The 22,603-nt window shown below is 61.9% G+C and carries 23 protein-coding genes; 14 read left to right on the forward strand and 9 right to left on the reverse strand.

The annotated features are described in order from the left end of the window. Window positions 1-118: 118 nt before the first annotated feature. Window positions 119-946 (forward strand): 2,3,4,5-tetrahydropyridine-2,6-dicarboxylate N-succinyltransferase, encoded by an 828-nt coding sequence (gene dapD, locus ACR0JC_RS12300; RefSeq protein WP_170342156.1) that lies wholly within the window; start codon window positions 119-121, stop codon window positions 944-946. A gap of 73 nt (window positions 947-1,019) precedes the next feature. Here dapD and ACR0JC_RS12305 read toward each other — a convergent pair whose 3' ends face one another. Next, on the reverse strand, window positions 1,020-1,559 hold the full coding sequence (locus ACR0JC_RS12305) for a GFA family protein (protein ID WP_170342158.1): 540 nt from the start codon (window positions 1,557-1,559) through the stop codon (window positions 1,020-1,022). Window positions 1,560-1,587: 28 nt separating this feature from the next. Between ACR0JC_RS12305 and ACR0JC_RS12310 the strand changes: the two genes are divergently transcribed. After that, a complete protein-coding gene (locus ACR0JC_RS12310; RefSeq protein ID WP_093964213.1) occupies window positions 1,588-1,935 on the forward strand; it encodes a hypothetical protein in 348 nt (115 codons plus the stop codon). Here ACR0JC_RS12310 and ACR0JC_RS12315 read toward each other — a convergent pair. Beyond that, entirely contained in the window at window positions 1,932-2,990 is a 1,059-nt protein-coding gene (locus ACR0JC_RS12315; RefSeq protein WP_170342160.1) for a transporter substrate-binding domain-containing protein, read from the reverse strand. The genes ACR0JC_RS12310 and ACR0JC_RS12315 overlap by 4 nt on opposite strands. A gap of 201 nt (window positions 2,991-3,191) precedes the next feature. Here ACR0JC_RS12315 and dapE point away from each other — a divergent pair, with 201 nt between their 5' ends. Then, window positions 3,192-4,331, forward strand: a complete 1,140-nt coding sequence (dapE, locus tag ACR0JC_RS12320) for a succinyl-diaminopimelate desuccinylase (protein ID WP_170342162.1) — start codon at window positions 3,192-3,194, stop codon at window positions 4,329-4,331. Window positions 4,332-4,396: 65 nt separating this feature from the next. Next, the gene (gene rnr / locus ACR0JC_RS12325; protein WP_170342164.1) at window positions 4,397-6,661 is read left to right on the forward strand and encodes a ribonuclease R; all 2,265 of its coding nucleotides are present in this window, start codon (window positions 4,397-4,399) and stop codon (window positions 6,659-6,661) included. On the opposite strand, the gene ACR0JC_RS12330 is transcribed toward rnr, so the two are convergent. Continuing rightward, a complete protein-coding gene (locus tag ACR0JC_RS12330) occupies window positions 6,652-7,038 on the reverse strand; it encodes a DUF1801 domain-containing protein (RefSeq protein ID WP_170342166.1) in 387 nt (128 codons plus the stop codon). The genes rnr and ACR0JC_RS12330 overlap by 10 nt on opposite strands. Continuing rightward, window positions 7,035-7,733, reverse strand: a complete 699-nt coding sequence (locus ACR0JC_RS12335; RefSeq protein WP_367647300.1) for a glutathione S-transferase family protein — start codon at window positions 7,731-7,733, stop codon at window positions 7,035-7,037. Before ACR0JC_RS12335 ends, ACR0JC_RS12330 begins: the two co-directional genes overlap by 4 nt. Before the next feature lie 82 nt (window positions 7,734-7,815). Between ACR0JC_RS12335 and ACR0JC_RS12340 the strand changes: the two genes are divergently transcribed. Both ACR0JC_RS12340 and ACR0JC_RS12345 read left to right on the forward strand, forming a co-directional pair. Further along, a complete protein-coding gene (locus tag ACR0JC_RS12340; protein WP_170342168.1) occupies window positions 7,816-8,529 on the forward strand; it encodes a helix-turn-helix transcriptional regulator in 714 nt (237 codons plus the stop codon). Between the two features lie 65 nt (window positions 8,530-8,594). Next, complete coding sequence (locus tag ACR0JC_RS12345) at window positions 8,595-9,908, forward strand: lytic murein transglycosylase (RefSeq protein WP_170342170.1); 1,314 nt, start codon at window positions 8,595-8,597, stop codon at window positions 9,906-9,908. Window positions 9,909-9,959: 51 nt separating this feature from the next. On the opposite strand, the gene ACR0JC_RS12350 is transcribed toward ACR0JC_RS12345, so the two are convergent. Together ACR0JC_RS12350 and ACR0JC_RS12355 are read right to left on the reverse strand one after the other, a co-directional pair. Beyond that, window positions 9,960-11,357, reverse strand: a complete 1,398-nt coding sequence (locus ACR0JC_RS12350) for an aspartate aminotransferase family protein (protein ID WP_170342172.1) — start codon at window positions 11,355-11,357, stop codon at window positions 9,960-9,962. 75 nt (window positions 11,358-11,432) lie between these two features. Beyond that, window positions 11,433-12,116, reverse strand: coding sequence for a GntR family transcriptional regulator (locus ACR0JC_RS12355; protein ID WP_093964408.1), 684 nt, complete (start codon window positions 12,114-12,116; stop codon window positions 11,433-11,435). Between the two features lie 140 nt (window positions 12,117-12,256). On the opposite strand from ACR0JC_RS12355, the gene ACR0JC_RS12360 reads away from it, so the two are divergent. The 5 genes from ACR0JC_RS12360 to ACR0JC_RS12380 all read left to right on the forward strand — a co-directional run bounded on the left by ACR0JC_RS12360 (window position 12,257) and on the right by ACR0JC_RS12380 (window position 17,547). Beyond that, window positions 12,257-13,342 (forward strand): polyamine ABC transporter substrate-binding protein, encoded by a 1,086-nt coding sequence (locus tag ACR0JC_RS12360; protein ID WP_170341249.1) that lies wholly within the window; start codon window positions 12,257-12,259, stop codon window positions 13,340-13,342. A 74-nt stretch (window positions 13,343-13,416) separates the two neighbouring features. Next, window positions 13,417-14,544, forward strand: a complete 1,128-nt coding sequence (locus tag ACR0JC_RS12365; protein ID WP_170342175.1) for an ABC transporter ATP-binding protein — start codon at window positions 13,417-13,419, stop codon at window positions 14,542-14,544. Continuing rightward, on the forward strand, window positions 14,544-15,434 hold the full coding sequence (locus ACR0JC_RS12370) for an ABC transporter permease subunit (RefSeq protein ID WP_170342177.1): 891 nt from the start codon (window positions 14,544-14,546) through the stop codon (window positions 15,432-15,434). Before ACR0JC_RS12365 ends, ACR0JC_RS12370 begins: the two co-directional genes overlap by 1 nt. Beyond that, entirely contained in the window at window positions 15,431-16,249 is an 819-nt protein-coding gene (locus ACR0JC_RS12375; protein ID WP_170342179.1) for an ABC transporter permease, read from the forward strand. Before ACR0JC_RS12370 ends, ACR0JC_RS12375 begins: the two co-directional genes overlap by 4 nt. Beyond that, entirely contained in the window at window positions 16,246-17,547 is a 1,302-nt protein-coding gene (locus ACR0JC_RS12380) for an NAD(P)/FAD-dependent oxidoreductase (RefSeq protein WP_170342182.1), read from the forward strand. The genes ACR0JC_RS12375 and ACR0JC_RS12380 overlap by 4 nt, the downstream gene beginning before the upstream one ends. A 12-nt stretch (window positions 17,548-17,559) precedes the next feature. Here ACR0JC_RS12380 and ACR0JC_RS12385 read toward each other — a convergent pair whose 3' ends face one another. Genes ACR0JC_RS12385 through ACR0JC_RS12395 form a run of 3 tightly spaced genes read right to left on the reverse strand, consistent with a single transcriptional unit; the run spans window position 17,560 to window position 20,389 of the window. Next, window positions 17,560-18,453, reverse strand: a complete 894-nt coding sequence (locus ACR0JC_RS12385) for an aminoglycoside phosphotransferase family protein (protein WP_254430788.1) — start codon at window positions 18,451-18,453, stop codon at window positions 17,560-17,562. Between the two features lie 25 nt (window positions 18,454-18,478). Further along, window positions 18,479-19,144: a flagellar hook capping FlgD N-terminal domain-containing protein gene (locus tag ACR0JC_RS12390; protein WP_170342183.1), complete on the reverse strand. Its 666-nt coding sequence runs from the start codon at window positions 19,142-19,144 to the stop codon at window positions 18,479-18,481. Window positions 19,145-19,147: 3 nt separating this feature from the next. Further along, window positions 19,148-20,389: a flagellar hook-length control protein FliK gene (locus tag ACR0JC_RS12395; protein WP_170342186.1), complete on the reverse strand. Its 1,242-nt coding sequence runs from the start codon at window positions 20,387-20,389 to the stop codon at window positions 19,148-19,150. Between the two features lie 150 nt (window positions 20,390-20,539). On the opposite strand from ACR0JC_RS12395, the gene ACR0JC_RS12400 reads away from it, so the two are divergent. The 3 genes from ACR0JC_RS12400 (at window position 20,540) to ACR0JC_RS12410 (ending at window position 22,580) form a co-directional block, all read left to right on the forward strand. Further along, entirely contained in the window at window positions 20,540-20,776 is a 237-nt protein-coding gene (locus ACR0JC_RS12400; protein ID WP_367647301.1) for a rod-binding protein, read from the forward strand. Next, window positions 20,766-21,125 carry a flagellar biosynthesis protein FlgN gene (locus ACR0JC_RS12405; protein ID WP_170342188.1) on the forward strand — a complete coding sequence of 120 codons (360 nt, stop codon included), beginning with the start codon at window positions 20,766-20,768 and terminating at the stop codon, window positions 21,123-21,125. Before ACR0JC_RS12400 ends, ACR0JC_RS12405 begins: the two co-directional genes overlap by 11 nt. A gap of 207 nt (window positions 21,126-21,332) precedes the next feature. Next, window positions 21,333-22,580 (forward strand): flagellin, encoded by a 1,248-nt coding sequence (locus tag ACR0JC_RS12410; RefSeq protein WP_170342190.1) that lies wholly within the window; start codon window positions 21,333-21,335, stop codon window positions 22,578-22,580. Window positions 22,581-22,603 lie beyond the last annotated feature (23 nt).

Genomic DNA, 22,603 nt, shown 5'->3' on the forward strand with positions numbered 1-22,603 from the left:
ACCGCCGGGGTTTCGCGCCGGGTGGCCGCAAACAGCTCCGCCAACGTCGCATTGCGCATTGGCCCCGGCTTTCATATAGGCAACACCAAACAAACGAGAGTCAGCACGGAGAAACCCCATGTCCAACGCCCAACTGGAAACCGCCATCGAGGCCGCATGGGAGGCCCGTGACACGATCACGCCCGCCACCACCGGTGAACAGCGCGAAGCGATCGAGGACACGCTGAACGCGCTGGACAGCGGCACGCTGCGGGTCGCCGAGAAGCAGGCCGATGGCAGCTGGCATGTGAACCAGTGGGCCAAGAAGGCGGTTCTGCTGGGCTTTCGCATCAAGGACATGGAAATCCAGTCCGGCGGCCCGCAGGACGGCGGCTGGTGGGACAAGGTCGACAGCAAGTTTGCCGGCTGGGGTGAAAACCAGTGGCGCGCGGCCGGTTTCCGCGCGGTACCCAACTGCGTGGTGCGCAAATCGGCCTATATCGCGCCGGGCGTGGTGCTGATGCCGTCTTTCGTGAACCTCGGCGCCTATGTAGACGAAGGCACCATGGTCGATACCTGGGCCACGGTCGGGTCCTGCGCGCAGATCGGCAAGAACGTGCACCTTTCGGGCGGCGTCGGCATCGGCGGCGTTCTGGAACCCATGCAGGCCGGCCCGACCATCATCGAGGACAACTGCTTTATCGGAGCGCGGTCCGAGGTGGTCGAGGGCTGCATCATCCGCGAAGGCTCGGTTCTGGGTATGGGCGTCTACATCGGCCAGTCCACCAAGATCGTCGACCGCGAGTCGGGCGAGGTCTTCTATGGCGAGGTGCCGCCTTATTCGGTGGTGGTCTCCGGTTCGATGCCGTCGAAGAACGGGATCAACCTGTACTGCGCGGTGATCGTGAAGCGGGTGGATGAAAAGACCCGCTCGAAGACCGGGATCAACGAGCTGCTGCGCGATTGATCGCAGACATTATTCAACGTCTCAAAGGTCGCGGCTCTGGTCCGCGGCCTTTTTTTGTTTGGCAGGGTCGGACCTATCCCGCCTCGTAGTCGGCGAGATCCTCTTGCGCGTGCAGCAGGGTGCTTTCGTATTTCGGCAAGTCATCGCGCAGATCCAGCCAGGGCAGCTTGCTTTGATAATTGACGTGAAACGTTGGCGCAAAGTCTGACGGGTCTTCCAGCGAGGCCGCGTACAGGTGCATCCCGCCCTCATAGTGGTCGGCCTCGAACCCCATGGGAGAGCCACACGTGGCGCAGAAATGCCGCTGGACGCCTTTCGAACTAGCGAAACTACGCGGTGTTGCGGCGGTCCATCGGAAATTGCACAAGGGTACGCCCAACCACGCGACCACGGGCGCGGCGCAATTGCGGCGGCAATCGTCACAATGGCAATAGCAGCTCCAGGTCTCGGCGCCCTCAAACTCCCAGCGGGTTTCACCGCACAGGCAGCGGCCGCGTTTGGTCATGATGTCCTCCGTCGTTTTTCGGGACCAGTCTGACTGGACGGTGGGCTTGAGCGCGTCAAAAAACGACACGGCATCCGGGAACCGCGTCCAGCTGCCATGCTTGACCATCGACCGCCCCCCGGCTAAGGCCCACGGCATGGAAAAGCAAAAGAAACCCTCGCGCCAGCAGGTCTATACTCTGTTGGTCCAGATTGGCCGCAAGGATGGCGACGGCCTGCCCGAAGGCGCCACCGGCGCGGCGCTGATGTGCTATGCCAGCGGCGTGGACGAGGCCGAGGCCGTGCGCGAAACCGTGGCCATTCTCAAGCAGGCCGATACGGCTCCGCTGGACGTGACCGGCTATGGCACCCTGGCCGAGCGCGAGGCGCAGGGGCATGAGATCGACCCGGACGAACGCGCTCTGATGCAGAGGGCGCTTGAGGAAAATGCGGTTATTGTTGCGCAGATGACACCGTTTTTCGGCGACAAGCCCGAAGGCGCCTAGCGGCGCGTGCCGAACCACTTGCGATAGATCTGGTCATAGGTGCCATCTTCGCGGAGGCCCAGAAGCGCTTGGTTCACATCCTCGACCAGAGGTGACCCGGTCGGGAAGACGATACCGTAATTCTCGCGCAGGAAGACGCCGCCGGTCATTGCCGCAATCTTGCGGCCTTCATGTGCGGCGAAATACGACAGGATCGGTGCGTCGAACACGACGGCATCCAGGTCCCCATCCTTGAATGCGGTCAACATGCTGTCCAGGTCTTCGTACCCGTTGAATTCGACCTCGCGCCGGTTCAGGAAACTGGCGGCGGTCGAACCCGAGATTGTCCCGACCTGTTTGCCGTACAGATCATTGACCGAGTTGATGTTGCTGGTGATCGCATCCACCGTCATGACCGAGGTGATCCGTGCGGTGAAAACCGACACGATGAACAGCGAGGATACGACCAGGATCACACCCAGAATTCGCCCGAATGGGGTCCGGGGCATCCGCTCTTCAAAGCCGCCATTGACCACCAGGTTCAACGCCCACCAGAAGGACGGGAACCAGGCCTCGTTCAGGTCGCGGTCGAAATAGGGTTGGGATCGGCGTTCGAACCCCCACATCAGCATCCCGCCACCCAGCAGGATGGCAAAGGCCAGCCCGATGGCGATGAACAGTTCGCGCGACAGCAGCGCCTGCATCAGGGACGGGCTGCGCGCCGCGTCTGATGGTACCATGATCTGAAGGCCGGCTTCAAAAATCGGCTGGCTGAAATCCATCCGGGCTTCTCGGCCTGCTGTGATCGAAATATTCGCGATCGCCATGTCGGCTTCGCGGTTCTCGACCGCCGAAAGCATGTCCCCGAACGCGTCGACACGAACGACCGTGTATTCCCAGCCCAGTTCTTCAGCCAGCGCGGCCAAGAGGTCCATTGAGAAGCCGGTGCCCTCGCCCTCATCCACATACGAGAACGGAGGACGCTCCACCGTCGTGACCGTCAGAGTTTCGGCTTGGCTGTGTCGTGCAAAGACCGCGAAGGTCAGGCAGATCAATGCGAAAAGGGCGCGCGTCATGGCTGGTTCACCTGTTTCGCGGCGCTCTAGCGCAATTTGCCATGGCGCGGCAAGGTCGTCGCGAGGTCATCGACCGGGATTTCTTTTTTGCCGTTTTTTCGGGCTGGGCGACCGGAAAACCACCGATCGGGGTTGGCATTGCGGCCAATTCGTTGAATCTGTGCGTGAACCCACATCCTGCCGACCCTGCGAGGCCCCTGAATGACCGACTCTGTCCAGTTGACCGCAGACCTGATCCGTTGCCCCTCGGTCACACCCGAGGAAGGCGGGGCGCTGATTCTGCTGGAAGATATCCTGGCGCGGGCCGGTTTCACCTGCACGCGGGTGGATCGCGGCGGCGTCTGCAACCTGTTCGCCCGGTGGGGCGACAAGGGGCATGCGCGCAGTTTCGGGTTCAACGGCCATACCGACGTGGTGCCGGTGGGCGATGAGGCCGCATGGACCCGCCCGCCGTTCGGCGCGGAAATCCATGATGGCATTCTGTACGGTCGGGGCGCCACCGACATGAAATCGGGGGTGGCGGCCTTTGTCGCGGCGGCGGTGGATTTCGTGCGCGACACCCCGCCCGACGGGGCGATCATCCTGACTATCACGGGGGACGAAGAAGGCGATGCGGTGGACGGCACCACCGCGCTGCTGGACTACATGCAGGCGCAAGACGAGCGGATGTCGGTCTGTCTGGTGGGCGAGCCGACCTGCCCCAACGAGATGGGCGAGATGATGAAGATCGGCCGCCGCGGGTCGATGACCGCGTGGTTCGAGGTGACGGGCGTGCAGGGTCATTCGGCCTATCCGCATCGCGCCAGGAACCCGCTGCCCGCGTTAGCGCGGCTGATGGATCGGCTGGCCAGTCACGAACTGGATCGGGGGACGGACCATTTCGACGCTTCGACCCTGGCGGTGGTCACGATGGACACCGGCAACGCGGCCACCAACGTCATTCCCGCCCAGTGCCGTGGCGCGGTGAACATCCGGTTCAACGACCTGCATACAGGCGCCAGCCTCAGCGACTGGCTGAAGGCGCAGGCGGCCGACGTGGCGACCGAGTTCAGCGTGCAGATCGACACGCGGATCAAAGTTTCGGGCGAAAGCTTTCTGACCCCTCCGGGGCCGTTGTCGGATCTGGTCGCCCGAGCCGTCGAGGCCGAGACCGGCCGCCGGCCCGAGCTGTCGACTACCGGGGGCACCTCGGACGCTCGGTTCATCAAGGACCACTGCCCCGTGGTTGAGTTCGGCCTGGTCGGGCGCACCATGCATCAGGTGGACGAATCCGTCCCGGTCGAGCAGATCCGCCAGCTCAAGGCGATCTATGCCCGGATCCTGGCCGACTATTTCGCCTGAGCGATTGATGCGCCCGGCCACTTTTTGGTCATGACGCGGTCGTATCGGCGTGCTAGGCGGAAAACATGAAACGCATACCGACCAAGCAGGAGATCCTCGACTGGATCTCGGCGAACCCCACGCTCACCTCGAAACGCGACATTGCCAAGGCCTTTGGCATCAAGGGCGCGGACCGGATCGACCTGAAACGGATTCTCAAAGAGCTTGAGGCCGAGGGCCATCTTGAAAAGCGCAAGCGCAGCTATCGCGACCCGGACCGCCTGCCGCCGGTCAGCGTGCTGCAGGTCAAGGCGCCGAACGCCGATGGCGACCTGTTCGCGCGGCCGCTGGAATGGCATGGCGAAGGGGTCGAGCCGATCGTGCTGATCATTCCGCGCGCCAGCGACCCGGCGCTGGGCGAGGGTGACCGCATCCTGGCCCGCCTGACCCAGGTGCATGCAGAGGACCACAATTACGAGGCCCGCCTGATCCGCCGCATCGGCGCCAATCCGCGCCGGGTCGTGGGGATTTTCCGCAAGGGCGCCGAGGGCGGGCGCATCGTGCCCATCGACAAGGCCGGATCGACCGAATGGCTGGTGGCTGAAGACGCGGCGCTGGGCGCCAGGGATGGCGAACTGGTCGAGGCCGAGCAGGCGGGGCCGAAAAATCGTATGGGGCTGCCGCGTGCGCGTATCGTGGAACGTTTGGGCGATCCGTCCGCGCCCAAGGCGGTGTCGCTGATCGCGATCCACCAGCATGGCATCCCGGATGATTTTCCCGATGACGTGATCGCCGAGGCCGACCGGGCCAAGCCCGTCGGGCTGAAAGGGCGCGAGGATCTGCGGGACATCCCTCTGCTGACGATCGACCCTTCGGACGCGCGCGACCATGACGACGCTTGCTATGCCCATGCCGATGATGATCCGAAAAACCCGGGCGGTCACGTGATTTGGGTCGCCATTGCCGATGTGGCGGCCTATGTGCGCCCCGGCAGTACGCTGGACCGCGAGGCGCGCAGAAGGGGCAACTCGACCTATTTCCCCGACCGCGTCGTGCCGATGCTGCCCGACCGTCTGTCGGGCGATCTGTGTTCGCTGCACGAAGGCGTGCCGCGCGCCTGTATCGCGGTGCGGATGCGGATCGATGCAAACGGCAACAAGATTGACCACCGCTTTGTGCGGGGGCTGATGCGCTCGGCCGCGTCTCTGCATTATGCCGAGGTGCAGGCGGCCATCGACGGCACCCCCAATGACCGGACCGGCCCGCTGCTGGAGAGCGTTCTGAAGCCGCTCTATGCCGCCTATGGCGCGCTGAAGACGGCGCGCAACGAACGCCAGCCGCTGGACCTGGACCTGCCGGAACGCAAGATCGTGCTGAACGACAAGGGCGAGGTCGAAAGCGTGGCCTTCCGCGAACGGCTGGACGCGCACCGGCTGATCGAGGAATTCATGATCCTGGCCAACGTGGCCGCGGCCGAGACGCTGATCGCCAAGCGCAGCCCGCTGCTGTTCCGCGTGCACGAGGAACCCGCGCCCGAAAAGCTGGAAAGCCTGCGCGAGACGGCGCAGGCCGCCGGGCTGAACCTGGCCAAGGGGCAGGTGTTGCAGACCCGTCACCTGAACGCGCTGCTGAATGCCGCCGCCGGCACCGAGGATGCCGAGCTGATCAATCTCAGCACCTTGCGGTCGATGGCGCAGGCCTATTACAGCCCCGAGAACTTTGGCCATTTCGGGCTGGCGCTGCGCAACTATGCGCATTTCACCTCGCCCATCCGCCGCTACGCCGACCTGATCGTGCACTGGGCGCTGATCTCGGCCCATGGCTGGGGCAAGGACGGGCTGACCGCCGACGAGATCGAGCGGCTGGAGGAGATTGCTACCCACATCTCGGACACCGAGCGCCGCTCGATGATGGCCGAGCGCGACACGACTGACCGCTATCTGGCGGCCTATCTGAGCGAGCGCGTCGGCAACGAGTTCACCGGCCGCATCAGCGGCATCGCCCGGTTCGGGGCCTTCGTCAAACTGGACGAAACCGGGGCCGACGGGCTGGTGCCGGTGCGGTCGCTGGGGCGCGAGTTCTTTCACTTCGACGCCGAGGCCGGCACCCTGATGGGGGCCGATACCGGCCTGACCATCGCCATTGGCCAGCGTGTCACAGTGCGCCTGACCGAGGCCACACCGGTGACCGGCGGGCTGGAGTTGGAGCTGCTGTCGATCGAAGATCAGGCCATGCCGCGCGGCGGCGGACGTGGGCGGCCTGGCCGTCCGACACGGCGCAAGGCGGTCAGCACCAAGCGCAAAAAGGACAAGATCAAACGCAAGGTCGAGCGCAAACGCCGTCAGCGGTGATAGGTCAACGCCCGGGCGATCAGCCGTCCATGCCGGATGGGGTCGATCTGTTCGATCCCGTCGAACAGGATGGCGCGATTGCCGTCAATCCTGTCAGCGTCGGGAAAGGCCGAGGTAAACTCACCGATAAGCCGGGTCTGGCAGTGGACAAACAGGGCAAACCGGGCGGAGGTGTGTCCACCCAGCCTGATGGTTGTCCCCTTGGGACTCAGATAGGCCGGTTGACCCCATCGCAGAGCCTCGGTCACCGAAACCGCCGGCTGAAGTTCCTGCGCAGTGGCGAAGACCAGATCGCGCAGAGCCAGAGCGCCGCTTCTGGTGTCCGCGGCGAATGCCTCGTAAGCAGACGCCACGTTGGGGTCATCGAAAAGCCTCATGGCAGGGGGATAGCCTGTTCCATCCGGTCAACATAACTGTTCAGCAGCGTATCCTGTTTGATGCGCCGGGTCAGCCGGGTATCGGCCGGAGTGGCCCGCATCGCAGCCAGCATCGGGCCAACGCTGAGGTCGGCCGAAGTGGGGTGATCGCCCAAAAGATACGGGGACTGCCACAGATAGGCTGAGATCGCCTCGAGGTCGCGTTCGACCCGTGCCATCCGTTCGGCCTCGGAGAAGCGCCCGATCCCTTGGGACCGAAGGCCTTTCAAGACCGATTTCCGGACCGAGTTCGAGATCGGGCGTCGGACGATTCGGGGAATCTCAAAGAAGAAGGTGTCGCGCAGAACTGGCCAAACCTCGTCGTTGGCCCAGCGGTCCATAACAATCTGGAAGTACAAATGTTCCTCGGCCATACGGATCAACGCGCGGGACTGGCTCTTTTGCACATCGCTCAGGCCACGGTCGAATTCGGCGCCCTGCGCTTCCAACCAGTCGCGAATCTGGTCGCTGTCCGGCACCAGACGTTCGGGTGTGCGCAAAACCGGCAACTTGCTGTGCGGCATCTGACGCGGATCAACCATGTCCGAGCGGCGCCAGTGCAGCCCGGCCAGCTGCAGCATATAGGCGGTTTTGACGCAAAAGGGGCTGGCGCTGAAAAGTCCGAAAGCGGAAGGGTAGGTAAGAAGGGTCAACACAATAGGCTCCGAAATTGGGGTGCCGCCGGTCTAACGCGAGCTAATGACAGTTTCTGTCAATAGGTTTAGATTGAATGACATCATGTCCCGAACCGCCCGACTGTTCCAATTGATGCAGGCCTTGCGGTCTGGCCCGTCGCCCAAGACCTCGGCGCAGTTGGCGCAGGATCTGGGGGTTTCGGCCCGCACGGTGCATCGCGACATCGACGCCCTGCGTGGTCTCGGTGCAGTCATTGATGGCGAGGCCGGGTTCGGGTTTACCCTGATCGAAGACGCGACACTGCCGCCGCTGGGATTCACCGATGACGAGTTGGAGGCGCTGGTTCTTGGCCTGCGCGAGGTGCAACTGATCGGAGACCCGGCTCTGTCCGACGCCGCTGGCGCGGCACTACGCAAATTGCAGGGCCGGCTGCCCCACCGCCAATCCCACCGCCTAAGCCACGCAGTCCTGACCGCCACCCGGTTCGACCGTCCCGCCGCACCCAGCATAGAAGTTGCCGACCTGCGGCAGGCGACGTGGGACGAGCGTGTGGTCGAGTTCGACTATACCGACGCGAAAGGTGACGACACGCAGCGCCACGTGAGCCCACTGAGCATCGTGTACATGGATCATGCCAGCGTGCTTCTCAGTTGGTGCCATCTGAGGCGGGATTTTCGCGTGTTTCGGTTGGACCGGATGCGTTCAATGTCCGTCACCGAGGACAGTTTCCGCCCCAACCGGGTACCTTTACTGCGCGAGGCCCTGGCCAAGATCCGGGCCGAGCGTGAAGCAAAAGATCAAGAGAGCCAGTCTTGAGCGCTTTGTGATTTGCGCAATCTGGGGTACCCTGTCCGCGAGCAGTAATCAGGAAAACCTGAATCATGAAATATGTGTGTGGCTTTGTGGCCGCCGCGTTTTGGGCATCCATCTTGCAGGCGGAGACTTCGAATACAACCAAACGACCACAGATCAGACCGGCGCTGGATTCGATCCAGTTGGCGTCGGCCGATCTGACGGTTTCGATCCGGCCGGTGCCAAGGCCGACCACGGGCATGCACCGGGTGGTCGTCGAAGGCAACACCAGCTTCGAGACCTGGTTGAACGCCTTCCGGCACCGGGCAGTTGCGGCAGGTATCCGGCCACAGGTCCTGGACCGGTCATTGTCCGGCCTGACCTATGACACCGACGCCATCAAGCGCGATCGCAGTCAGGCCGAGTTTTCGAAACCGATCTGGGAGTATCTGGATTCGGCGGTGTCAGACCTGCGCATCGCGAATGGGCGCAAGGCGCTGGTGCGGTACAACGATACGCTGGACCGGATCGAAGCCCGGTACGGGGTCGAAAAAGAGGTGGTGGTCGCGGTCTGGGGGCTGGAAACGTCCTACGGCACGTATCGGGGCAGCAGTCAGACAATCCGATCGCTTGCAACGCTTGCCCATGACGGGCGGCGTGCGCAGTTTTTTGAAACGCAGTTGCTGGCGGCATTGCAAATCGTGCAGGCCGGCGACATCACCTCGGACCGAATGAAGGGCAGTTGGGCGGGTGCCATGGGGCACACGCAATTCATGCCGACCTCATACCTGGAGCATGCGGTTGACTTCGACGGCGACGGACGCCGCGACATCTGGTCGGACGATCCTACGGATGCGCTTGCGTCCGCTGCCGCCTACCTTGCCAAGTTCGGGTGGACCAAAGGTCAGCCCTGGGCGGTCGAGGTGCGTTTGCCGAAAGGGTTCGACTATGCCAGCGCCAGTCGGGACGTTAGTCTGCTGCCCTCGGAATGGGCCGCACGCGGCGTCCGCGCTGCAAACGGCGGTGGCATCGCAGATTTTGGACCCGCCTCGATCCTGCTGCCGGCCGGCAGCGGTGGCGTGGCCTTGATGATCTTTGACAATTTCAGCGTGATTGAGCGCTACAACGGCGCCGATGCCTATGTGATCGGCATCGGTCACCTGTCGGACCGGCTGGCCGGTCAGGGTCCGTTCCGCGCAAGCTGGCCGCGCGGTGACCGGGTGCTGAGTTTTACCGAACGCAAGGAATTGCAGCTGCGCCTGACCCTGGCCGGGTTCGACACGCAGGCCATCGACGGGCGGATCGGTCCGAACACCATCAATGCGCTGCGGGCCTATCAGATGGCGCGTGGTCTTTTGCCGGATGGGTACGCAACCGTGCAATTGCTGGAACGGATGCGGTGAACGAAATAGGGCGGCCCTACCGGACCGCCCTTTTTTGATATTTCGCTGAACTCACGAGGCCGCTTTCATCAAGCCTTGGGCGATGATCTCGGCCTGCGCCTCGTCCAGCGACTTGTAAATGCGCACGAACATCTCGTCGATATCTGCCGGGGTCAGGACCAGCGGCGGCGAGATGATCATCCGGTCGCCCACATGGCGCATGATCAGGTTGTTGGCAAAGCAGCGATCGCGGCAGATGTACCCGACAGTACCCGGATCGGAGGCGAACTTGGCCCGGCTGGCCTTGTCCGGCGTCAGCGCGATCGAGGCCATCATGCCCACGATCTTGGCCTCGCCGACCAGCGGGTGATCGACCAGCGCCTCCCATTTCTGTTTCAGATAGGGGGCCGCGACATCGCGCACATGCTCGACGATCTTCTCTTCTTCCAGAATGCGCAGGTTTTCCAGCGCAACGGCCGCCGCGACGGGGTGGCCCGAATAGGTATAGCCGTGGTTGAACTCGGTCCCGCCGATCACTTCGGCGATCTCGTCATTGACGATCGAGCCACCGATGGGCGCATAGCCCGAGCTGAGCCCCTTGGCGATGGTCATGATGTGCGGGCGGATGTTCATGGTCTGCGAGCCGAACCAGTTTCCGGTGCGGCCAAAGCCGCAGATCACCTCGTCGGCGATCAGCAGGATCTCGTACTTGTCGCAGATGCGCTGGATTTCCGGCCAGTAGGTGTCGGGCGCAACGATCACGCCGCCCGCACCCTGGACCGGCTCGGCGATGAAGGCGGCAACGCGGTCTTCGCCCAGTTCCAGGATCGCCTCTTCCAGCTCGCGCGCGCGGGCCAGACCGAACTCTTCGGGCGTCATGTCGCCGCCCTCGGCCCACCAGTTGGGCTGGTTGATGTGGTGGACGTTCGGGATCGGGATGCCGCCCTGCGCGTGCATGCCGGCCATGCCGCCCAGCGAGGCCGACCCCACACTCGACCCGTGATAGGCGTTGTGGCGGCTGATGATGATGTTCTTGTTCGGATGGCCCTTTTCCGCCCAATAGGTGCGGACCAGACGGATGTTGGTGTCATTGGCCTCGGACCCGCCGGCGGCGAAGAATACATGATTCAGGTCACCCGGCGCCAGCTCGGCCAGTTTCGCGGCCAGCGCGATCGCCGGGACATGGGTCGTTTTGAAGAAGGTGTTGTAGTAGGGCAGTTCGCGCATCTGGCGCGCCGCCACTTCGGCCAGTTCGTCGCGGCCATAGCCGACGTTCACGCACCACAGACCGGCCATGGCATCCAGGATCTCTTCGCCCTCACTGTCGGTCAGATAAACGCCTTTGGCACGAGTGATGACGCGTGCGCCCTCCTTGCCCAGTGCGCCGTTGGCCGAAAATGGGTGAAGGTGATGCGCCGCGTCCAGAGCCTGCAATTCGGCGGTCGGCATGTGGTTGGTGATGGTCGACATCGGTCTCTACTCCTGAAACAGCGGTTGCCGTCACAATATGATCAAATTTTTTTCTGTCAATCGAATCGCGCTGACCTATTCGGTCGCCAGCGCCTCGGCCATCAGTTCCATGCCCTGTTCGATATCCTGGGTCGTTGCTTTTGCGACTTTTTCAGCGTCGCTGGCGCGCAAGGCATCGATGATGTCCTTGTGCCGGTCCGGAAGGCTCTGGGTGCCGAAACGCCCGCAGACGACGCGCAAGGACGGCCCGAATCGCAGCCACAGGCGCTCGGCCAGATCCTTTAGAATCGGCGCACCGGCGTGGTCATAGAGCTTTTCGTGGAATGCATGGTTCAGGCGAAGATAGCCGCCAACGTCCCCGTCGGCGATCGTGCGATCCAGCTGTTCGTCGATCTTTTCAAGCTGGTCGATATCCGCCGTGGTCATGTTGACTGCTGCGCGCCGGGAAAGCTCTGATTCTACAGCATTTCTGGCGAAAATCATCTGTTCGACATCTGTTGCGGTCAGCAGGGGAACGCTGACCCGCCGGTTGCCCTGAAAGATCAGCGCACCGTCCGAGATCAGGCGCCGGATGGCCTCGCGCACCGGGGTCATGCCCACGCCCAGCGAATCGGTCAGGCCCTGGATCGTGACCGGTTGCCCCGGCACCAGATCGCCGAACATGATCTGCGACTTCAGTGTCTGGTACACCTGTTCATGTGCTGGTCGTTTTTCGGTCTGGGTCACTGCAGCAGATGCCTTATTTTTGATCAAATCCAATTGGTTCACCCCAATCCCAATGCTCCCGGCTTGTCAGGTTTCTTGCCCCGTGAAACCATACGACGTATCGAGGGAAAACGCAAAACTTGATCAAATCCAAAAAAACGGGAAAATGCCCGTACACTTGCAGGGAGAAGAAAATGAAAATCAAAACGCTGACGATGACGGCAATTGTCGCATTGGGGACGTCGGCCGCTGTTGCGGAAGAGGTGCGCGTATACAACTGGTCGGACTACATCGACGAGGAGTTGCTGAGCAAATTCCAGGAAGAGACGGGTCTGACCCTGATCTACGATGTGTTCGACAGCAACGAGGTTCTGGAAACCAAGATGCTGGCCGGGGGATCCGGTTACGATGTGGTGGTGCCGTCGGGCACCTTCCTTCAGCGCCAGATCCAGGCTGGAGCCTTCCAGAAACTGGACATGTCCAAGCTGCCCAATGCAGTTAACCTCTGGGACGTGATCCAGGAACGCACGGCCGGCTATGACCCGGACAACGCCTATTCGATCAACTACATGTGGGGCACCACGGGGCTGGGCGTGAATGTCGACAAGGTCAAGGAAGTGCTGGGCGACGATGCGCCCTTGAACAGCATGGACCTGGTGCTGAAGCCCGAGAACATGGAAAAGCTGGCCTCATGCGGCGTCCATTTCCTGGACGCCCCGTCCGAGATCATTCCCATGGTACTCCAGTACATTGGCGAAGATCCGGACAGCCATGACACCGACGTGATCGCCAAGACCGAAGAAGTGCTGATGGGCGTGCGTCCCTACATCCAGAAGTTCCACAGCTCGGAATACATCAATGCGCTGGCCAATGGCGACATCTGCGTGGCCGTGGGCTGGTCGGGCGACATTCTGCAGGCCCGCGATCGGGCGGATGAGGCCGACAACGGTGTGACCATCGAATACCATCCGTTTGCCGAAGGCTCGCTGATGTGGTTCGACCAGATGGCCATTCCGGTGGATGCACCCAACCCGGACGGCGCGCATAAATTCCTGAACTTCATCCTGGATGCCAACAACATGGCGGCGGCGTCGAACTACGTCTACTACGCCAACGGCAACAAGGCGTCGCAGGAGTTTCTGGAAGAAGACGTGATCGGCGATCCGGCGATCTACCCGGATGATGCCACGATGCAGAACCTCTACATCACCACGCCTTACCCGGCCAAAACGCAGCGGGTCGTGACCCGCCTGTGGACCAAGATCAAATCGGGCACCTGATCCGAAATGATTGCGCAAGGCAGAATGGTTCTGCCTTGCGCACAACCTGTACAGGCTGACTTACGGGGGCCGATTTGAACTCTACCGTCTTTGCGCCGTGGGAAGATCCGCAGGCGAAACCCTTGATCCAGTTCAAAAATGTGACCAAGCGATTCGGGGACTTTACTGCCATCGACAATCTGTCGCTGGACATCTTCGAGCGGGAATTCTTTGCTTTGCTGGGGCCGTCGGGTTGCGGCAAGACGACGATGATGCGGATGCTGGCGGGGTTCGAGAAACCCACCGAAGGCCACATCATGCTGAGTGGTCAGGACATCGACCCGGTGCCGCCGAACAAGCGGGCGGTCAACATGATGTTCCAGTCCTATGCGCTGTTTCCCCATCTGAACGTCTGGGACAACATCGCCTTTGGCCTGCGCCGGGACAACATGCCCAAGCATGATTTGGAAGACCGGGTCGAGGAGATGCTGCGCCTGACCCGTCTTGAGAAATTCGCCCGCCGCAAACCGCACCAGATTTCCGGTGGCCAGCGTCAGCGCGTGGCGCTGGCCCGGTCGCTGGCCAAGGCGCCCAAACTGCTGCTGCTGGACGAACCTCTTGGTGCACTGGATAAAAAGTTGCGCCAGGACACCCAGTTCGAACTGATGGACATTCAGGAAAAGACCGGCACCACCTTCGTGATCGTGACCCACGACCAGGAAGAGGCGATGACGGTGGCCAGCCGTGTTGCGGTGATGGATCAGGGCAAGCTGATGCAGGTCGCAACGCCCGACCGCATTTATGAAAACCCCAATTCCGTCTATGTCGCCGATTTCATCGGGGACGTGAACATTATCGAAGGTCGTGCAACCGCAGCCGGTGAGGGCACGTACAGTATCGAATGGGCCGAGGGCCAGCCGCCTCTGACCGCCACGTCCGCGGCAAGCTTCGGAAACGGTCAGACCTGCCACCTGGCCATCCGGCCGGAAAAGGTAACGATCTCGGCCGAGCGTCCTGCCGATGCCGTCAACGCAGTGCAGGGCAAGGTGCATGACATTGCCTATTTGGGCAACCTGTCGACCTACCATGTCGAATTGCCAAACGGGACGATCATCAAGGCGCAAACGGCCAACACACGGCGGATTTCCCGCCGGTCCTTTACTTGGGAAGACCCTGTCTGGCTGTCCTGGACAGCCACGGCGGCGGTTCTGCTGGCAGACTGATGCGCCGCGCGGTCCTGATCGCCATTCCCTATGTCTGGCTGCTGGCCCTGTTCCTGGTGCCGTTCTTCATCGTGTTGAAGATCTCGCTGTCGGACATCGCGCTTGCGATCCCGCCCTACACCCCGACCCTTGATCTGTCGCAGGGCTGGGCCGGGATAAAGGAATTCTTCAGCCTACTGGATTTCGAGAATTTCGTCTGGCTGACCGAGGATGACCTGTACTGGAAAGCCTACCTGTCCAGCGTCAAGATCGCGCTGATCGCGACCGCGCTGACCCTGCTGGTGGGCTATCCCATCGCCTATGGCATGGCCCGCGCGCCCGAGGAATGGCGTCCGACGCTGATGATGCTGGTGATCCTGCCGTTCTGGACCTCGTTCCTGATCCGCGTCTATGCGTGGATGGGGATCCTGTCGAACGAAGGCTACCTGAACCAGTTCCTGCTGTGGACGGGCATCATCTCGACCCCGCTGACCATTCTGAACACGCAGACGGCCGTCTATATCGGCATCGTCTACACCTATCTGCCGTTTATGATCCTGCCGATCTACGCCGCGCTCGATCGGCTGGACGGCTCGCTGATCGAGGCGGCCGAGGATCTGGGCTGTTCGCGCACGCAGGCCTTCTGGCTGGTGACCATCCCACTGTCGCGCCCGGGCATCATTGCGGGATGCTTCCTGGTGATGATCCCGGTGATCGGTGAATTCGTGATCCCCTCGCTGCTGGGCGGGTCGGGCACGCTGATGATAGGCAAGGTCTTGTGGGAGGAGTTCTTCTCGAACCGCGACTGGCCGGTGGCCAGCGCCGTGGCGGTGATCCTGCTGCTGATCCTGGTGATCCCGATCGTGCTGTTCCAGCGCAACCAGCAGAAACAGGCGGAGGCAGAGCAATGAACAGGCTGAGCTGGTTCAACACGGTCTCGCTGACGCTGGGCTTTGCGTTTCTGTACATCCCGATGGTGATCCTGATCATCTTCAGCTTCAATGAAAGCAAGCTGGTCACGGTCTGGGCCGGGTTCTCGACCAAATGGTATGGCGAGCTGATGCAGAACCAGGCGTTTCTGGATGCGGCCTGGGTCACCGTTCGCGTTGCCGTGTTCTCGTCGACGTTGGCGACCATTCTGGGCACCATGGCGGCCTATGTCATGGTGCGCGGCGGGCGGTTCTTCGGCCGCACGCTGTTCTCCGGGATGATCTACGCGCCGCTGGTGATGCCCGAGGTGATCACCGGCCTGTCGCTGCTGCTGCTGTTCATCGGGATCGGGCTGGAACGGGGAATCCTGACCATCGTGCTGGCGCATACGACCTTTTCGATGTGCTACGTGTCGGTCGTGGTGTCCTCGCGGTTGGTGACGTTCGATCAGTCGCTGGAAGAGGCGGCGCTGGATCTGGGCTGCTCGCCGGCACAGGCCTTCAGGTTGGTGACGCTCCCCATCATCGCGCCGGCGGTGATCTCGGGGTGGCTGCTGGCCTTCACCCTGTCGCTGGATGACCTGGTGATCGCGTCCTTCACGTCCGGCCCCTCGGCCACGACCCTGCCGATCAAGATCTTCTCGGCGGTGCGTCTGGGGGTCAGCCCGGAAATCAACGCGCTGTCGACCATCATGATCGCCGTGGTCACCGTCGGTGTGATCACTGCGTCGCTGGTGTCGAAACGTGCGATGGTCCGGCAGCGGCAAGAGGAACAAGCCGCCGCGCGCACCGAATGAGGCGGATCTTTCCGGCCTATACCTATGGCCCCGGCCCCCGTGAGGGGTGTTGGTGGGATGAAACCACTACGGCGCCTGACTGGCCCGTTCATTCGGGTGATTTGTCGACCGACGTTGCGATTGTCGGCGGCGGGTTCACCGGATTGTCTGCGGCCCTGCACCTCGCCGAACGCGGTGTGTCTGTCGCAGTGTTCGAGGCCGAAACTCCGGGCTGGGGCGCTTCGGGGCGCAATGGTGGGTTTTGCTGCCAAGGAGGGTCCAAGCTTGGTTCGGCGACACTTGCGCGGCGCTATGGGATTTCGGCGGCACAGGATTACGCGCAGGCCGAAACCGACGCGGTCGCCTTGGTTGCGGATCTTTTGCAGCGCTTTCGGATCGACGCAGACGTTCACTCCGAAGGAGAGACGCAGCTTGCGCACAGCCCGCGCGCGATGGAGCGGCTGCGGCGTCGCGCGGAAAGCGGTGGGGTTCTGCATGAGCCGTCGGATTTGGAACGCCTCGGTATGGGGGGCCGTTTCTTTGGCGGATATACCGATCCAGTCGGCTTTGGGCTGAACCCGCAGAAATACCTGTTCGGGTTGGCCCGGGCCGCGCAGGCGCAAGGTGCCGCAGTATTCTCGAAAAGCCCGGTTCAGGACATCAGAAAAGCCGGGTCCGAGTACAAGATGACCACCCCCGCGGGCCGTATCCAGGCCAAGACGGTGTTGATCTGCACCAACGGTTATTCCAGCGACGATCTGCCCGACTGGTTGGACGCCCGTTACATGCCCGCCCAGTCTACGGTCATGGTGACACGTCCGCTGACCGAAGCTGAATTGCAGGAACAGGGTTGGACTTCGCGCCAGATGGCGTACGACACGCGCAACCTGCTGCACTATTTCCGTCTGATGCCGGACAACCGGTTCCTTTTCGGAATGCGAGGAGGCCTAATGTCCTCGCCGCGCGCCGAAGCTGCGATCCGTCGCAAAGTACGCAGTGACTTTGATCGCATGTTCCCGGGTTGGGCCGAGGTTGAGGCAACTCATATGTGGTCAGGTATGGTTTGCCTGACCCGTGACCTGCTGCCCTTTGTCGGGGAGGTTCCGGGCCACCCGGGCTTGTTTGCCGGTCTGGCCTATCACGGGAACGGCGTGGCGATGGGCAGCTATTGCGGGCGGGCATTGGCCCGCTTGGTTTTGGGTGAGCCCGCGAATATTCCGGACGTCATCGCCAAACCGCCGTCAAAGTTCCCCTTCGGGCGCTGGCGGCGACTTCTGATGCCACCGGCTTATGCGGCGATGGCACTTGCCGATTTGTGATACGGCCCACAGTCAGAGGGCCGCAACCTCAAGGTCAAAGCCGGCCCTATAGGCTGGCGCGCCATTCTCGGCCCGCCACAGGCAGTAGGCAGCCATGCGCCAATTGTACCAGGGCTTCAGCGCGAGGTATCGGCGCACCGTCTGCGGGCTGTCATAGGCCGACAGAAACGTAGCCTCTTCCTCGGGGCTCAGCGCCTTGCCGCGATAGAGGTGCTGCATAGCGGGTGACAGGAACAGGGCAAGATCCTCGCATGGGTCACCCATCGCCGGGCATTGCCAGTCGATCAGTGTCAGTCCCGCAGAGGAGACGAGGATGTTGCCGGCCACCGGGTCGCCATGGATCAGGCATACTCGGGGGGTTGGCGGCACCTGGGTCCCGGGTTTGCAGTCGGCCAGAACGGCGCTGAGTTCCGAGCGGCAACCCTTCAAGATACGGGTGCCGTGATGATCGAGATCAACGCTTCCATTGCATCCCTTAGGGACCTCAAGCACGACTTCTTGAGTGTGCAGATCATGCAGCAGTTTCGCCACCTGCGCGGTGCCTTCTCGCCATGGAGTCCCAGCCGCATGGTCATAAAAAACCCAGCGATCCGGGCCAAAGCTGCCCGACGCGCGAAGCCGCGGAACAAACCCCGTCGCTGCAAGCGCGTGCAGACAGGCTGCTTCGAGTTGGGCGTCGTTGCGAAACAGCGGGTTTTGTAGCGAAGACCGGTAGAACTTCAAAACCCGGTCCGGCTCGGCGTCCAATACCTTCCACACCTGGTTCGTGCGTCCGCCATACAGCGTCTCGAACTGGGCGTCTTTTGCGATCAACCCGCTTTCGACAAGTTGGTCTGAAAGGCCAGGTGGAGGAGCGGTTGGAACGGACAGTTGGGACACCGGAGCGTTGCGAATCTGGACGGCCAATCCTTGGCCCGCAGCGCTCCCAAGTTCAAGCGCCGGTACGAACGGCAACGACGTCGGTCGCCGGAATCACGACGCCGCTGTCCAAGGTCAACATGACGACACCGGCCCCGACTTGTGCTTCGACGACGCGGCTGTAGGTGGCAGCGGGCCGCGCCGAGAACAGTTCATCACCCAAATAGCTTTCCAGTGTTGCGGAATAGGTGCCGTTGGGCAGCGGGTTGCCCGATGCATCCACTCCAGCCCAAAGAAACTCGGTTTCAGATACCGGAACAGAGATTCGGTCGATTTCGGCTCCGTCAGAATCCTTGATGACCAGCACAGACGCATCCGCGCCCAGGTCGGGCTGAGTGAATATGGTCTGTGGCTGGCCATCAAACCGGAAGGTGGTTGCCCCCTGCACATCGACCCCAATCCAGTTGGACAGCTCATCCAGGTTGACGCTGCTCAGGGCGGCGGTGAGGTTTGCCAGAAGGTCGTTGGTCTGAACCTGCTGCTCGACCATCGAAAACTGGGCGAGCTGCGATGCATATTCCGACGAATCAAGTGGCTCCAGAGGGTCCTGGTTGCGCGCCTGCGCCGTCAACATCATCAGAAACGTCTCGAAGTCCGAGGTCAGGCCTGTTGCCGCCGACGTTCCTGTTGGTTGCGCTGTTGAGGGCGTTTGTGTCGCGGATGCCGCTGTGGTGATCATGGGTCAAAGCCTCAGGTCCAACGCCCGGTCCACCTGGGTTGGGCGGGCCCGAGCGGGTGTTTCCGTTGCGGGGGCAAGCTCCCCCGCGGTGATGAATGTGCTGCGTTCAGGTGGCTCAGCATTCTGATCTGGGTTCGCCGAGGTGCCCAGATCAAAGGAGAGATCGCCCAGCCCCATCTCCTTGAATTCGGCTGACAGGATCGAAACATGCCGGCGCATGAGGTCCATGGTTTCAGGCCGGTCAGCGACGATCATCATGTGCAACCCGTCTTCGCGCGCGGTCACCTTGATCGAAACTTTGCCCAGCTCTTCCGGAGTCAGTGCGATCTCCACGCTACCGCTTCCCGGCTTTGCGACGATGGTGGCCGCCATTTGCCCGGCGACCGCCCGAGCAATTTCCGCCCGGCCCGAGAACGGGGCGCCGTTGGTCGGGCCTGTATCCCTTTGCGCTGGGGTCGTACCCAAGTCCGGCGTTGGCATCCGGTCGTGCAGACTGTCCTCTGGCATCCGGTCCTTCAGTGCTGCGCGTTCCGATGTACCGACGATCTGCGCCCGGATGATGGAGTCCGTTCTTTGGCCCGCAGGTTTGGCCGGCCGTTGATCCACCCCCCACGATCCGGTGGTCTGCTCGTCGCGCCTGGCATCTTTACCGGTTGCAGTGCGCAATTCGTCCTTTCGGTTCTGCAGCCCTCCACTCATTCCAGGTTCGGTGGTGTTCAACTGCTCTTTTGCCGCTGACCCATGTTGAGACGCTGTGCTCGCGACACGCTCGGGCGCTTCGGTTCCCTTGCCCGTGTCGCCCGCGAGCGATCGGCGATCGGGATCAGAGGTTGCTGCGCGCATGGCCGCGGCGGCAGTTGACTGGCGCCCGTCCGCGGGGGGACTTGCCTCGAGAGTGGCGTGCGCCGTCGCCTCGCGCTTTGGAAGTTCACCGGGCGTTGCCGCGGACAGAGGCGTGTCTTTCTGTCGGGCGTCCTGTTGTGATCCCTGCAAATCCAGCGGTTCAGCCAAATCGGGTTCGGCTTGCGGGACGTCAGGGTCGGTGTTTTCATCGCCATCCACGATTTCCGGACCCGCGCGGCTGTCCGGATGAGGTTTCGCCTCGGCCTCTAGGTTCGGCATCTCATCTTCGGCCATGAGTTCCGCGAAATCAGAGTCGCCTTTTGTTTGGGGCTCGGACTTTGCGGCCCAATTCGGCTTTCCGCCGGAAATCACATTGGTCATCATGGTCAGGGCGTTGGGCATTTTGCTCCGGCTCCGGTTGTTTGGCCCAAACCTGCCCTCAAGGTAGTTACGTTTATTTTAACCGCTCTTCGCTTTGATCGACAAAGATCGAAACAATTTTCGGAGAGGGCGATGGAAATCCCAAACCTCGCGCCGGTACCACGCAGCAATATGACCGAACAAAGACTCAAGGCCGCAGCGGTCGAGCTTGAGGCAACTTTTCTAGCCGAAATGCTGAAAGCCGCAGGCTTGGACAAGGCGCGGCAGGCTTTCGGAGGTGGCGCGGGCGAAGACCAGTTCTCGTCTTTCCTGCTGCAGGAGCAGGCCAGGCAATTGGCCCGATCCGGCGGGATCGGACTGTCGGAAACCCTATTCAATGCAATGATGGAGAAGACCCATGCCGACTGAGCACAAGCAGGGACTGATTCAGGCTCTCGAGGAGGTTCTCGATCTCGAGCGCAGGGCTTTGGTCGAAGGAGACCTGGATCGGCTGGGCCAGATGATGCCGCAGAAGGAAAAACTGATCGGCGCACTCAACGAGATGCAGGTGCACGACAGTGACGACTTGATTCGGTTGCACAAGAAGGTCGAGCGCAATCAAGGCCTGCTGAACAGCGCGGCCGAAGGGATTCGGGCGGTCATGAACCGGATGGCTGAGCTCAAAAAAATCCGGCAGGAATTCACGACCTATGACTCGGCTGGGCAACGCAATGGTTTCGCCGTCCGTCAGGACCCCAAGCTGGAAAAACGTGCCTAGCGGCGGGTTTGATTCAAATCCGTCTTTTTCCGTCGGGCCGCCTTAGCACTCCGTTAGGAGATCAGGCCCAAAAGTGGTCCCGCACCTCGAAAGAAGGTGGCGCGAGCACCGATCGGTAGCTCGCACAGGTCAGAACGACAACACGTCCGCCAATGATGGTTGGGCGTCACTGGGCGAAGAAGGCCCGAATGGAAAAGGATGAAAAACATGTCCAGCATTCTGACAAACAACGGCGCGATGGTTGCGCTGCAGACTCTGAAATCGGTCAACAAGAACCTTGCAGCAACCCAGAACGCGATTTCGACAGGTAAGGATGTCGCTACGGCCAAGGACAACTCGGCCGTATGGGCGATTTCCAAGGTGATGGAATCCGACGTCAACGGTTTCAATGCGATCAAGGATAGCCTGGCACTGGGTGAATCGACTGTCGCCGTGGCCCGGAACGCTTCGGAAACCGTGACCGACCTGCTGACCCAGATGAAGAACAAGATCGTCGCCGCACAGGAGGACAACGTCGACCGCGGCAAGATCAATGATGACGTAACCGCCCTGCGGGACCAGATCGCATCGGTTGTCGGTGCCGCACAGTTCAACGGCCTCAATCTTGTGGATGGGTCAGCGGGCACCGCATCGATCCTGTCGTCGCTGGATCGCGACAGCGCAGGCAACGTGACCGCGTCGTCGATTTCGGTGGCCAGCCAGGACCTGTCGACCGGTGGGTATGCCAGCAAGGGCGTTCTGGCCGGCTCGGACAACGCGACCACTGACAATGACGCCGCCGGGTTCACAATGGACAAGTCCGGCGGGTCCGGTGACATCGTGATCGACAGTTCGACCGACAACTTCGCCGTCGGTGACAAGGTGTCGATCACCATCGGGGACAAAGTTGCATCATACACCGTGCAAGCCAGCGATCTGGACCCTTCGGGAACCTATGACTCTGCCTACACAGATGCCATCGTGGCAGTGGGGCTGAAGAACCAGATCGACGCGCTTGGGATCACCGGTGTAGCGATCGACTATGACTCCAGCGCGCCGGGCACCCTGTCCTTCGTGACCGGGACCGCAACCGCTGGTGCTGACGCAGATCGCGACGTAACCGTTTCGGCCCAGTTCACCAATGCCGGTTCTGGCAGTCTTGGCGCGCTGTCGTCGATTGACGTTTCGACCAGCGCCGGCGCTGCCGCAGCACTGGGCACGATCGAAACCTTGATCGATACGGCGATTGACGCTTCGGCCGCGTTCGGTTCGGCGCAAGGCCGGATCGAGACCCAGAAGGAGTTCATCTCGAACCTGACTGACTCTTTCAAATCCGGCATCGGCTCGCTGGTGGACGCCGATATGGAAGAAACCTCGGCCCGTCTGCAGGCCCTGCAGGTCCAGCAGCAATTGGCGACACAATCGCTGTCGATCGCCAACCAGGCCCCGCAGTCGATCCTGTCGCTGTTCCGCTAAGGCGGAAACTTGGTCGGGGCGTC

This window comes from Ruegeria sp. CH5 (assembly GCF_056537025.1).